This window comes from Nocardiopsis sp. JB363, from assembly GCF_900143625.1.
Lineage (GTDB): Bacteria > Actinomycetota > Actinomycetes > Streptosporangiales > Streptosporangiaceae > Nocardiopsis.
On the sequence record NZ_FRFF01000102.1, the window covers coordinates 51,867 to 64,685 of the forward strand.

Annotated in this window: 12 protein-coding genes; all 12 read right to left on the minus strand. The window is 69.8% G+C overall.

Annotated elements, in window-relative coordinates; all coding sequences use genetic code 11:
• Window positions 1-63: 63 nt before the first annotated feature.
• Window positions 64-1,995 (minus strand): ABC transporter ATP-binding protein, encoded by a 1,932-nt coding sequence (locus BQ8420_RS15125; protein ID WP_087099602.1) that lies wholly within the window; start codon window positions 1,993-1,995, stop codon window positions 64-66.
• Between the two features lie 32 nt (window positions 1,996-2,027).
• A complete protein-coding gene (locus BQ8420_RS15130; RefSeq protein WP_087099604.1) occupies window positions 2,028-3,269 on the minus strand; it encodes a hypothetical protein in 1,242 nt (413 codons plus the stop codon).
• A gap of 108 nt (window positions 3,270-3,377) precedes the next feature.
• Window positions 3,378-4,478: a Scr1 family TA system antitoxin-like transcriptional regulator gene (locus BQ8420_RS15135; protein ID WP_160049324.1), complete on the minus strand. Its 1,101-nt coding sequence runs from the start codon at window positions 4,476-4,478 to the stop codon at window positions 3,378-3,380.
• A 26-nt stretch (window positions 4,479-4,504) separates the two neighbouring features.
• On the minus strand, window positions 4,505-5,281 hold the full coding sequence (locus BQ8420_RS15140; RefSeq protein WP_087099608.1) for an SAM-dependent methyltransferase: 777 nt from the start codon (window positions 5,279-5,281) through the stop codon (window positions 4,505-4,507).
• A gap of 784 nt (window positions 5,282-6,065) precedes the next feature.
• Entirely contained in the window at window positions 6,066-6,470 is a 405-nt protein-coding gene (locus BQ8420_RS15145; RefSeq protein ID WP_143847307.1) for a hypothetical protein, read from the minus strand.
• Complete coding sequence (locus BQ8420_RS15150; protein WP_235006226.1) at window positions 6,467-6,778, minus strand: hypothetical protein; 312 nt, start codon at window positions 6,776-6,778, stop codon at window positions 6,467-6,469. Before BQ8420_RS15150 ends, BQ8420_RS15145 begins: the two co-directional genes overlap by 4 nt.
• Complete coding sequence (locus tag BQ8420_RS15155) at window positions 6,765-7,298, minus strand: WhiB family transcriptional regulator (protein ID WP_087099614.1); 534 nt, start codon at window positions 7,296-7,298, stop codon at window positions 6,765-6,767. Before BQ8420_RS15155 ends, BQ8420_RS15150 begins: the two co-directional genes overlap by 14 nt.
• A complete protein-coding gene (locus BQ8420_RS15160; RefSeq protein WP_087099616.1) occupies window positions 7,295-7,600 on the minus strand; it encodes a WhiB family transcriptional regulator in 306 nt (101 codons plus the stop codon). The genes BQ8420_RS15155 and BQ8420_RS15160 overlap by 4 nt, the downstream gene beginning before the upstream one ends.
• Window positions 7,601-7,775: 175 nt before the next feature.
• On the minus strand, window positions 7,776-8,354 hold the full coding sequence (locus tag BQ8420_RS15165) for a Scr1 family TA system antitoxin-like transcriptional regulator (protein WP_160049325.1): 579 nt from the start codon (window positions 8,352-8,354) through the stop codon (window positions 7,776-7,778).
• A 99-nt stretch (window positions 8,355-8,453) separates the two neighbouring features.
• The gene (locus tag BQ8420_RS15170) at window positions 8,454-11,375 is read right to left on the minus strand and encodes a type I polyketide synthase (protein WP_087099620.1); all 2,922 of its coding nucleotides are present in this window, start codon (window positions 11,373-11,375) and stop codon (window positions 8,454-8,456) included.
• Entirely contained in the window at window positions 11,372-12,094 is a 723-nt protein-coding gene (locus BQ8420_RS15175) for a class I SAM-dependent methyltransferase (RefSeq protein ID WP_087099621.1), read from the minus strand. Before BQ8420_RS15175 ends, BQ8420_RS15170 begins: the two co-directional genes overlap by 4 nt.
• A gap of 38 nt (window positions 12,095-12,132) precedes the next feature.
• The gene (locus tag BQ8420_RS15180; RefSeq protein WP_087099623.1) at window positions 12,133-12,804 is read right to left on the minus strand and encodes a class I SAM-dependent methyltransferase; all 672 of its coding nucleotides are present in this window, start codon (window positions 12,802-12,804) and stop codon (window positions 12,133-12,135) included.
• Window positions 12,805-12,819 lie beyond the last annotated feature (15 nt).

The window sequence follows — 12,819 nt, forward strand, 5'->3', positions numbered from 1 at the left end:
GGACTGGGTGCTGGGGCCGACTTCCCTACCAGGGCCCAGTGGTCGGTAGGGACGTCCACGACGTCACCGATCGGTGATCGATGTATCGGCGGTGTCGGTGTAGGCGCGGGCCTGGAGGGTGTACAGCTCGTGATAGCGGTCCTGGGCGGCCATGAGCTGGGTGTGGGTGCCCTCTTCGATGACCTGGCCCTGATCCATCACATAGATGCGATCGGCCATGGGGACATTGATCATCCGGTGGGTGATGAGTACGACCGCGGCACCGGTGCGGGCGGCGTGCTCACTGATGGTGCTAAAGAAGCGGGCCTCGGCGCGCGCGTCCAACGCCGAGGTGGGCTCGTCAGCGATGAGCAGGTCGGCGGTGCGGTACAGGCCGCGGGCGGTGGCCAGACGTTGCCATTGCCCACCGGAGAGGTTGACCCCGTTGGCGAAGGTGGTGTCGAGCAGGGTGTCCCACCCCTGGGGCAGGGTGGTGATGACCTCGTCGGTGCCGCTGAGCCGAGCGGCCTCGCCCAAACGCTCAAGGTCGCAGATACTGGTCATGGTGACGTTGCGGCGGGCGTCCATGGGCCAGCGGGTGTGGTCCTGGGTGATGACACTGACCCGCTGATGTATGGGCTCTCCGATCGCGGTGTAGTCGACCCCGTTCCATGTCACCTGCCCCTGCTGAGGGTGGTAGAGACCGCTCAGGAGCCGGGCCAGGGTGGACTTGCCCGACCCGTTCTCACCCACCAGGGCGATGGTCTCTCCGGCTTTCACGTGCATGCTGACCTGTCGCAGAGCGGGCCGGTCACCGGTGGTGGGGTAGGCGAAGGTCGCCTCATGGACCTGGAGCCGTGCCAGCGGCCCCGGGTGCGGGGCGGTGGGGGCGGGCGGTAGTTGGTCGCGAGCACGGGCGCAGAACTCGGTGAAGTCTGCGAAGTAAAGCCCGGATTCATACACCCGGTTCAGCGAATGCAACGACTGCCCCATCTGGCCTTTGGCGCGTTGCAGGGCCAGGATCGCGGTGCCCACCGCGGCCAAGGGCATCATGCCCACCACGAGTAGCCCTCCCAACGCGGCGTAGGTGGCGGCGGTGGCCGCTCCCGAAGCCAACGCGCCGGCGGCCCGCACCCGGGTCTGGCGCCAGGCCACACCGAGCATGGTGGTGCGCTCCCGGTCGGCCAGGACCACGTACTCGGCCATGAGGTCATCGCGCATTTGGTAGGAGCGCAGCTCAGCGGCGGGATCCCGGGCGGCCATACGGTCCCCCAACAGCCACCGGCGCCGACGCCCGGTGGTCAACTCACGCCGGGCCTGATGTTCCATCCCGGCTGCCTTGGTGGCGGCCCAGCCGGTGGGGATGACGCTGAGCACCAACAGCGGTAGCAGGGCGGGGTGTAGGACGGCCAGGACCCCGGCCAGGGAGAGCAGACCCACGAATCCGGCTATCACTTCCAGGCAGGCGGTGACCATGTGCGCGACCTCGTACATGCCCCGGTCCCGAGCCCGATACATCGAGTCGGCCCATTCCTGGTCGTCGAAGGCTTCCAGTCGTGCCCGGGTGGTCAGATGGAACAGTTCGGGTTCCACCACGCGTTCGATCTGGGGTCCCAGGCGTGCCAGTGCCCATTCCGAGACCAGACGGATGGACCCCGAGGCCCCGGCCACGGCGGCGACCACCATGATGGCCGGCACCGCTGAGCGCGCCCGTTCACCGATGTCCCCTCCAGCCAGCAGGGCGTCCAGAACCCAGGTCACGGCCGCCAGACTCACCCCCGCGAGTACGGCGGCCAGCACACTCGCGCCCAGCGCCACCAGTAGGTCTCGGGGGCTGGCACGCCAGCCCCACCCCAACGCCGCTGTGGTCAGAGCGGGCATACGTCGGAGTTTGGCCCACAGCGAGGTTCGGGTCAGTTCCTCGTCGAAACGCCGCCAGGTGGGGGAAGACAGCTCCTGTTGTTGGTCGGTGTCGGGGGTGGTTTGTTCGGGGTCGGGTGATGAGGTGGTGGTCAATCTCAGACTCCGGAGGTTGAGATGGCAGGGGGTCACCAGGGGCGGTCGGTGGGTTCGATGGGTAGGGAGGCCATGTACTGAAGCAGGGTGTCGGCGTCTGGATGCCCGAGGCTGGCCAGGAGTGTGTGCGCCCGCAGTAGATGGGTGCGGCACCGGGCGGGATCGTCGGCGTGGAGTTGGGCGCGCAACACTTCGACCGCGGCGTGGGGTGCTCGGTCCGGGTATGCGATCAAGAGCAGGTCGGCGCGTTGCAGGGCGTGCGCGGCCCTGATCGGGTCCCCCGCGACCAGGTGGGTTCGTGTCAGGCCCAAGAGGGCGTAGGCCTGCGCAACAAAGCCGGTGCCTTCGAGTGCGGTGGTGAACCAGGTTCGCGCCTCATCCAGGTGGTTCTCGTCGAGGGCGGCCTGGCCCAACCACACCTGGGCTCGTGCGCTCAGCCGAGTGGCGAGGCAGCTCTGCTCTGAGGTGAGGGCCAGGGAACGTTCCAGCAGATGTCGGGCGTGCCGGGTGTGACCGCGTCGTACCTGCAGGGCGGCGTAGTCGATGAGGGTTTGTGCCAGGCCACCGGTGTGCTCGGTCTGCTCCCACAGGGTGAGGGCCTCTTCGAAGGCGGCCGCGGCATGGTCGGTAGGGCCCAATTGGCCCTCCAACAATGCTTTGCTCGACTGGGCCACCGCCTGGCCCACAGGGTCCTGGGAGACTTCAGCGGCGTGATGGGCGGCGGACAGTGTGCGGTGCCACAGGGTGTGGGTGCGATGCGACCGTAGGAACGGCAGGATCGCTTCATGTAGTTGCCACACCAACCGGTGCTGGTCCAGGCCTTGCGCAGTCAACAAGGCAGCGACCAGGGCGCCCTCCTCAGCGGTGAACCATTCCATGGCCTGGAGCGGGCTGTAGTGGGCAACGTCCGCGGACCCGTCCCGCACTGGGGTATGCCAGTAGTGGGGGGCCAGGGCGTGGGATGCGACCGTGGCGGTGCGCAAATACCAGGTCAAGATCCTGCCCATCGCCGCCATGGTGTCCGGTGTGTGCTCGTCCTCGATGTGGAAGGCGTGGGTGCGCCAGAGGTCAGTCTGCTTCCAGCCCCGCTCGGTGCGGGTGAGCATGTCGGCCTCGACCAGGTCGTAGAGACTGTGGCGCACCTCGATGTAGGGGCGGTCGGCCAGAGCCTGGGCCGCGGCCAAGGTCACCTCCTCCCCAGGGGCCAAGGCCAGGAGCTGGTGCAGGGCACGGGTTGTGGGGTCGAGCCTGCCGTAGGAGGCGTTAGCGCCCATCACTCTCCTGTCCGAGGCGTGGTGAGTTGGCGCTCGTGGTGATGTCGAACCCGGTGCTGTTCACTTCCACCGTCTCGACCTGATGGGGGCGCAATACCAGATCTGCCACTACGCACCTCCGGGCCGGTCGAGGCCAGGCCGCCCAGGCAGACGGAGGGTGGCCGTGGTTGTGGCGGACAGGCGGGTGTGGGCGTCATCGAGCAGAGCCAGGGTGGCGCTCTCCTCCTCGGCCTGTCCCCAAAGACGAATGAAGACGTCGTGGTGGCCGAACGCTCCCCCGGTATGGATGGTTCGGGCACGTGGGTGGTAGAGCACCGTGTCCAGGCCGGGCACACTGCACAGCTCGAACGCACTGTCGAGGGGATAGTGGCCGCTCTCCCACGCCAGCACCCGCAAGCGACCCTGCGCGGCCAGCCCACGAAGGACGCTGATCTGGTCGGCCATGACTTGGGGGCCACCGACGGGGCGACGGATGACGGTCTCGTCCACGACGTAGCGCTGCTCGACTCCGCGTTGTCGTGCACGGCGCTGGGCGGCCGAACACACCGCGACCGCCATCTGCGGTTCAACACCCATGGCGTCGGCGATGACGCGTGTGTAGTCGGCGGTGCGCAGCAGTTCGGGCACCAGGGCCTCAGCCCATCCGTGCACTCGCTGGGCGTCCGCGCGTACCCCTAACGCGGTGCGCTCATCTTCAGCGGACACGCGCAGATTCTGGTGTTCCCACCATGGGGGGAGGTCGCTGTCCTGCCACAGGGCGAACAGCTCCCCACGCACCGAAGATGATGCGTCGTAGAGCTGGCACAGCTTGCCCAGCAGGCTCACCCCTATCAGAGGTGTCTGAGGGTTCTCCACACGAGACAGGGTGCTGTAGGCGACCTCCGCTCGCCGGGCAGCTTGGGACTGGGTGAGCCCCGCCTGGACACGCAGCTCCCGTATCCGCCGGGCGAATACATGCCGAAGCACGATGGGAGAAGGAGCCGAGACGGCGCACGGCTGGGTGGTTGCGGCGGGGCTGAGCCGGCCTCGAACCGAGTGGGTCGGTCGTCGGCCCGGCGGACGCATGCGTGTTCCCGCGCGACGTAGTTTGTCCTCCACCTTGGCGCGTGAGGTGCCGGTGGCTGTGATCAGCTCGGCGACGGTCGCACCACCGTGTTCGTAGACCACACGTAGATCCGCGGCCGGGCTGTCAGGACACAAATCAGCCAAGGTAGGAAAGGTAGGAGCGTTCACGGTCACCGCTGGCCTCCGATCCGAGCCAGGGCACAGAGCACATCGGTGCCAGGGGTGGGCTCATGAGGGAGGGGCCAGTGCTCCACCGGCGTGGGGCCCTGGTGCGGGTGTAGACCGGCGTGTTTCAGCAGCGCGAGCAGATCCTGCGCTGAGCGGGCGTACACGTGCCGGCCGGTGGCGTGGCTGAGCTGCCCCGGTGCTGGACCCCACCCGCTCAGGTGGGAGAGCGCAACCAGACTTAAGGGGTGGGTGAAGAGGCCCCCGATCAGGCCCAGGGTGTGGGTGACCTGGGCATCATCCATCCACCCCAAGACCCAACCCAACAGGACCAGGGTGGGCCGGTCAGGGTCGATACCGCACTCGGCCAGCGCGTGATGGAGCTGATCGGCAACGGTGATGTCGGCCAACGCCGCCCCTCCACGGAAAGAGGGAAGCCCGCGGCGGGCCCGGACCACCTCAGGATCCACGTCCACGTAGGCACACCGGCGCACCCCTGCCGCAAAGGCGTGCTCATGGGTCTCGACCAGGACGGGGCCAGGGGCACCGACCCGAGTCGGCATCCCACAGCCCAGATCCACAACCTGCTCCACGCCCCAAGGACGCAGATGGCGCACAAGCGCCCCGACCCACTCCCGCCCCTTCCAGGTCAGCCCCCACATCCGAGGGGCCACGTGCTGCAACGCCTGAGCGTGCTGCAAGGCCTCCGGGGAAGCGTCCGCGCCCAGCAGCGCAGCCTGCAGGTCAGCCATGGTGCATGTAGTTGCACGGGTCGTGTTCATCGGTGCGCTCCTTGCCGGTAGGTGACAAGACCCCAGAGCGTGCGCGGATCGCGGATGCGTTCGGAGCAGCTCATCGGGGTCCGGGCAGAGCCGCGCGGTGACTGGGTGTGGGGTTGGTGGGCCCCCGCGCGGCGGTCTGAGGGGTGGAAGGCAGGGCAGGGCGGGTGGCTCATGAGACCCTCCGTCCTTGGACGAGCCGGTGGCGAGAGCGGTCGGCTTGCTCGGTCAGGAGCTCCGAGGCCGCTCGCAGGAGATCCTGCGGGTCTTGGTAGGGGCCAAGAGGAGTGTGGGTATCGGTGAGCACCCACCACCTTCGGTCACGGTCTTCGCTCAGTTCGACGCTGCGACCGAACCGGCAGGCCCAGAACCGCCCGCGTTCACGGCGCAGGCTCACTCCGCTGATGCGGGCAGCGTCGGCCAATGGGTGAGTGGGACGTCCGCGGTGAGGGAGGTTGAACCCGGCCATCAGCCCTCACCCGCCGACCGGTGCGCGTGGGCCATTGTGGGGGCGTCGCTGCTAAGGGAGAGGAGGGTGCGCAGAAGGGCATCCAGGGCGGCGTCTTTTGTGATAACGATCCGCTTTCCGATGTTGGTCTGGTCGTTGATGTGGCGGTGGCTGGTGAGGGTCCTGCTTGTGTGTTGGGGTACCGGATCACCGCAATCCGGTACCCCAACCGGCCCTCAGCAGGTGACGGTCCTGTGAGGGCCCAGGGGGCGCCGCTCATCGCCCGGTGCCGTCGCCGGGGTGGGGCAGCTCAGCCCTGTCTCGAAGCACCGCACCGGTTCAGGTGCGGTGATCTTGGATCGGGGAGTGCTCATAGGCGCGGTGGAGGTGGTGCTCCGCCAGCAGCAGCGCCGCGACGGGCCAGAGCACGAGGAAGAGCACTGTCCCATCCAGGTCGGTAAGCCGTTGGCGCTCCAGGCTGTGGAACTGCGTGCATTTCGTACAGGTCTGGCGCTGTGGGAGGGATGTGGTGTACCAGTACAGGCAGATCCGGGTGAGCAGGCCCCCGGCCAGGTAGCACAGCACCATCACGGTCGCTCCGATGACCATGCCCAGGAGCAACCCGTGCAGGGGGGACGGTGCGCTTTGGGAACCCAGCATCAAGAGGGCCAGGAGGAACGCCCCTGTCCCCAGAAGAAGGCCTTCTGCGGGCAGCCGCATGCTCATCTTGATCTCCAACTTCATGACTGGCCCCCGACAGCGGGAGGTGTGGGGGTGGACCGGTGATGAGCCACCGGCGGGGCGTGCAGATGCGACTCATAGGTGTACAGACGCTCTCGCAGCTGCTGGACACGGCGCGCGAAAAGCGGGCGGACCAGGGCCGGCCCCAGGTAGAACGCGTACAGGCCCCGCCGGGACAGCGACCAGTACACCCACCACGCGGGGAATTCGGTGTTGAGGTAGTCGGCGTGGTCGCGGTCGGTGGCGTCCTCATACCGGTGCCTCTCACCGCCGGGTCGTTGGTCCGGTGTGCCGCGCTCACGTGGGTGCACCGGCATAGGCCATCTCGGCGGGTGTAGGCGGTGGTGTGGGGGTTGAGGTCTGTTGCGGCCCGGTGGCCAGGAGCCGCAGACGGGTGAGTAGCGCCAGTTCCTCCCACTGCTCGCGTGCTTGGTCGACCAGGGCGGGCCGGTGGGGGGTGGACGTTTTTTCGTCCTGGTGTGCCTTGTGCCAGGCCTGGAGCGGTTCCAGGATGTGTGTGTTTTCCACCAGGCTGGGCAGAGCCCACTCCCACGCACCGGCCCGGGCCAGGAGCGGCCCCCAGTGGGTGATGTCGGGGAGCGCTGCGCGCAGTCGTGCCCGTTCGGCACCGGTGGTGGCCCCGGCCACCCCGTACTCCGTCTGCTGGTCCATGGCGTGGGTCAGGCAGCCGGTACGGACCGGGCAGGGCTGGCACCACACCCAGACGGTGCGCATCTGGTCGGTGGTGCTCCCTTCGAAGAAGGTCCGGTCCGCCTCGCGGGGGGTGAGTCGGGCACAGGCGGCCCGGTCCTGGCCAAGGTGGGTGTTCATCGGGCGGCCCCTGCCAGGACTTCACGGTCGTGGGCGTGCTTGGCCTCGCGCAGCAGGTGTTTCCAATCGGTGACGTCGCGGCGGCGGCGCAGCAGGGCGCGGCGTTCGCGTTCGGTCATCCCACCCCAGACCCCGAACTCGATCCGGCGTTGCAGGGCCTCGGCCAGGCACGCGGTGCGGATCGGGCAGTGCGTGCACAACGTTTTGGCCTGGTGCTGTGCTTGGCCGGGCACGAACATCCGATCCGGGTCTCGCCGGCATAGAGCGTGGGCGGTGAAGAGTTCGAGGAAGACGGTGGCCATGTGCTCTCCAAAAGGGGGTCCAGGTGAGCGGGAACAGGAAGAAAGGGGGGCATCCTGTGAGGGAGTCGGATCAGTGCCCACCGGGAGTGGGGTGGGCTCATGGCCCGGCACAGGACACCCCGGGAGAGGGCGGTGGCGCTGTGTGGCGCACAGCGCCACCGCCCTCGGGTCCAGATCAGCCCGGGTAGGGCGGGGAGAGCTGCCACAAGTGGGCGAAGCGCTCACGGGCGACCAGCGCCCCCTCCAGCGGGGGCCGGGGGCCCTCGGGTCCGGTGGTGCAGGCGGAGCCGTCGGGGTAGAGGCTGAAGCCGCCGAGCCCACCGGCGCCGCGGTGGTGCTCGGCTGCGGGCAGGACCCGCAGGCGCACATGGGCCAGGGCACCCAGGTCGGCGAGTTGGGCCCACTGCTGCGCCATGATCTGGTTCGTGGCACCGGCGGGAGGGTGTTCATAGCCGGTGCGGGTGAGCACCGCCTCGTAGCGGGCGGGGATGTGCCGTTGGGCGGCCACTTGGGAGACCCGCATCATCCGCACGTCGACGAGCTGTTCGACCATGTCCTGGGGCAGGGCGTGGGAGCGCAGCACACAGCGCGCGTAGTCGGCGGTTTGCAGTAGGGGTGGCACCCCGTGGGGGCACCACACCTGGGCGCCGTGCACCTCGCGCGCGGCCTGGCCGCGTTCCTGGTGCAGCAGGTCCACGGTCGAGCCTGGGGCCAGGCCCCTCACGCTGTCGCTCATCGCCTCGGGCTTTCTCATCAAAAGTGGATGTGGGACCCGGCCCGGGGGCGTGGCGTGCCTCCGGGCCGGGGTGGGGCGCCGTGGGAGAGGAGAGAGGGGGCGGCGCCCCGGGGAAGGTCAGGCAAAGGAGGGGGCCTGACCGGGTCGTAGGTGCTCCATCGCTGTGGCGATGGAGCGGATCGTGGGTTGGTGGTCGGGAAGGTGGTCGGGGCGCGGGTTCAGGGGGGCCAGGAGCCGGTCGGCCAGCACCAGCCGGTCGATGGAGTGCAGCCCGAGGTCGCTCAGGTCGGTGTCCAGGTCGGCTGTGGTCACCGGGCGCGGGGAGAGGCCATCGACCAGCGCCAGCACCACTCTTTGCAGGGTGTGGTGGAGCGCCGGCCCGGTCAGGTCGGTGACTTGTTCGGTCCAGGGCACCACCTGGTTGGTGGGGGCGTTCCAGGGCGCGGGGTCCACCTCCACCGGGGCGGAGGCCGGGTAGGGCCAGCGCACCGGCAGGTCGTGGACGTAGGCGTGGGCGGCGGCCAGGGCCATACCGCGCCGTTCATCGTCGGGGGTGCCGGCGCACACCAGGTCCATGGTCAGACCGTGCCGGGCGCGGATGTGGGCGGTGGGGGTGGCCAGGACCGGGCGGGGGGAGATTTCGGTGACCTGCATCGAGAGGCGCCGCCCCAACACGGCCAGGGCCTGGTGCCACAACACCGGGGCACGCAGTTGGACCCCCCAGTAGGCGGCGCCCAGTTCACGGCCCGGGATGGTGGCGGCGGTGACGGTGGAGACGAACTCGACCTCCCCCTCGGCGGGGTCCAGGCCCTTCAGGGCCGCGGTCAGCTCGGCCAGGACCTGATCCACGTGGCGGCTGTGCGCGGGCGGCGAGCCGACCAAGGCGCGAGGCTCGGCGCCCCGATCGAGGAGGTCGATCGCCAGGGGGTCCAGTGCGGCCTCGCTGCCGGCGAACACCACGTGTTCGGGGCTGTTGATGCAGGCCAGGTCCACCCGGTGGTCCTGGGCGAGTTGGGAGGCGGTGTTCGTGTCCAGACGGGCGGTGAGCAGGTGCCCCACACCGGTGAGCTGGCCCAAAAGGTCAGCGCGCGCACACACCAGCCGAGCGGCGTCCTCCAGGGACAGGATCCCGGCGACGTGGGCGGCGGCCACCTCGCCCAGGGAGTGGCCCACCACGACCTGGGGACGTAGTCCCCACCGGTCGGTGAGGGTGTGGGCCAGGGCGACCTGCATCGCCCAGGTGTCCCGTTGGACCTGCGCCAGGTCGCGTGGGAGATGACCGCTCGGGTACCAGATTTTCCTCGTCATGTTCGCCTGAAGGGCCTGGCGGGCCCGGTCCAGGTGCTCGGCGAAGAGCCGGTCCTGCTGGTACAGGAGGGTGCCCATGTGGGGGTGGGCGGCCCCGTGGCCACCGAAGACCCACACTGGCGACCACGGCCCCTCACCGTGGGTGGCGCTCACCAGGTCGTGGTGATGTCCCCCCTGGGCCAGCGCCTTCCACGCCTGGTGAGCATCGGTGTAGCCGTTGGTGGCCACCACCGCGGCCCGCACTGCACCCTTCGGGTCACAGCGGCGAGTCAGGTGGTCGCCCACCCGCCCCAGACGGGGACGCCGCCGCTCCCCTTGGGTGGCGTGGGCCCACTCCTGGGCGTGGGCTTGCAGGCGCCCGGCGGTGGGCGCGGACAGCGGCCACACCGCGGCCCCGCCCAGAGCGGGGCTGTTGCCGGTGCGGGGCCGGGCCATGTGCGGGGTGGGACGCAACAGCCCATAGGCGATGGCGCCGGAGAACCCCAGCGCGCTCACCCCCACATGGACACCGGGCTCGAAGGGCAGGTCGGTGACCTCATCGACCACCCGCACCCCGTACTGGCCCAGCCAAGGGGGCGGGCTGCTGTAACCGGTGGTGGGCGGCACCCGCCCACCGTGGTGCAGCATCAACGCCCCGGCCAGGACATTGGTCAGCCCCGCGGCCGCCTCACTGTGGCCGAACAACCCCTTGATGGAGGTGAGAGGCAACGACGCCTCGGTGCGGGGGTAGGCGGTGTGGAGCGCACGCGCTTCGGCGCGGGCTCCGGCCATGGTGCCGGGCCCGTGGGCGATCACCAGCCCCACATCCTCGGTACGGATACCGGAGTCCTCATGGGCCCGTTCCACCAGTTCGCCCAAGGCCTGAGCCGAGGGCATGCCGGTGCCCGGGGAGCGCCCATCGGAGCCGACCACCGTGTGACCGAGCAGGGTGTAGATACGGTCCTGGTCGGCGCGGGCCTGGGCGTAGGGGCGCAGCACCGCGGCAACCACCGCCTCCCCCCGCGCGTACCCGTGCGCGTGGGCGTCGAAGGGCCGCACGTCACCATCGTCGGCCAGCACCCCGCCTTGACGGAAGGCGCGGGTGGGCACCGGGTTGGTCAACACATTGGCGCCGATGACGATGGCGGTGGTGACGGTGCCATCGGCCAGATCCCGGCGGGCGGCGTGCAGCGCGTACATCGAGGCCGAGCACGAGGTGTCGTAGGTGACCAGGGGCCCGCGCGCGTTCAGCCAACGGGAAACCGGGGTGGCGGCCATGCCCGCGCCACCGGCGGCCAGGTCCAGCAGGGTGGGGCGGGCCTGGTCGGCGAAGACGTCCAGGGCGTCGTCGGGTGAGGAGAACCCGAGATAGATGCCGGTCCGGGGCCCTGCCAGGGTGTCGGGGCGGATCCCGGCGTCGGCCAGCGCCTCGGCCACCACCTGCAGGATGAGGATCTGGGTGGGGGACAGGTGTGAGGTTTCGGAGGCGCGCAGACCCCACAGGCGGTGGTCGGTCGGGGTGGGCCAGGTGATCAGGGCGGCCGGCCACGGATCCTGCCCCCGATCCTGGGGGTGGAGCCGGTGCTGCATGGCCTGCCACCGCTGGGCGGGGTAGCGGCCGATCGCGGTCTTGCCGGCCTGTATGGCCTGCCACATCTGGTGCGGGCCGCACACATCGACCCCGTCCGGGCCGGGCAGACGGGCACCGATCCCGACCAGGGCGGCCGTGGTGGCGGTGGAGGGGTAGTTCATCGCGTGGTCACCTCCCACAGCACCACGGCACCGACCAGACGGGTGTGCACCTCAGCGGTGGGGCCGAAGGAGCGGGTGAGCAGGTGTCGGTAGATGCGCGCGGTGTCGTTGAGGTTGGCGAACAACCCCACCCGGTTGTAGAGGGCCCGGCGGTGCCGAGCGCGCGGAGTGAGCAGGTCGGCGGCGGTGTCATGGGGGCCCACCACGGCGGCGCCGAAGAACCGGCCACCCGGGGCCAGGGCCGAGGCGACGCGGTCGAAGATCAGGTCACGGTGGGCGGCGGGAAGGGTGTGGGTCCACAACGTCGAGCCCACCGAGTCCAGGCCGCGGACGTGGGAGGGCCAAGGGTGGCGCGGGTCCAGTACGTGCCGGTGCGGGGGGTAGCCCTGGGCGCGCACCCGCCGCGTGCACACCCGCACCGGGGCCGGGTCGTGGTCGAGCAGGTGCACCTGCTCGACCGCGTGCCGCTGAGCGTCCAAGGCGTGGGCCAAGAACCCGGTGGCCAGGGTGCCCAACTCCAGGTGGAGCGGGCCGATGTTGCCGTCATAGAGCTGGTCGATGAGATAGGGATCGGCCCCCCACAGGCGGGGCAGGGCGCGGCCGATGACCAGGTGGTCATAGACCGGGCCCAGGGTGAGCGGGTTGAGCGCCCACCGGTGGCGGGGCAGGGGCGGCAGGTGCAGGAGCGGGGTCGGCGCCCCTGCGTCGGGGTGGTGCACGGGTGGTCCTGATCGTGAGCGGAGAGGAGTGAGGGTGGTCATCGGCCCCTCACCTGCCACAACGCGACCCGGCCCACCACGGCGATCGTGACGTCGTCGAACCGGTCTTGGAGGGCGTGGGTGAGGTCGTCCAGGGAGTCACCGCGGTTGGAGAACACGCCCTGGCGGTTGAGCAGGATCAGGCCGGCGCGGCTGAGCGGGTGGTGGTCCACCCCGTGGGTGAGCACGGTGGCGCCCACGAACCGGCCCCCCGGGCGGAGCACGCGGGCGACGTGGTCGAACACGATCGCCTTGTCGGTGATGCTGTTGCCGGGCAGGCAGTGCATCACCATGGACAACACCACCGAGTCCATGCTGTTCTCCGCCAGCGGGAACTTCTCCAGGGCGCTGGTGTGGTGCAAGACCGGCCTGTAGCGGGCCAGGCGGGTGGCGGTGTCGTGGAGCAGGTCGGCGTTGACGTCCATCAGGTGCACCGTCAGGTCCTGGCGGTCGATGCGGTCCAGGTGGCCGCCGTCGGCCGAGCCGATCTCCAGGACGGTGTCGCCGTCCTGGACGCCGTTGTAGTGCAGCCCGAGCACGTGGCGTTCATGGCAGCCCCACAGCAGCGGGTAGGTGCCTTTGACCACCAGGGTGCGGTAGCCGTGTTTGACCAGGGTGGGGTTCCACCAGGTACGTGCCGGACCGGAAGAGGGGTGGGGGGTGGGGGACACGGAGCGACCTCCGAA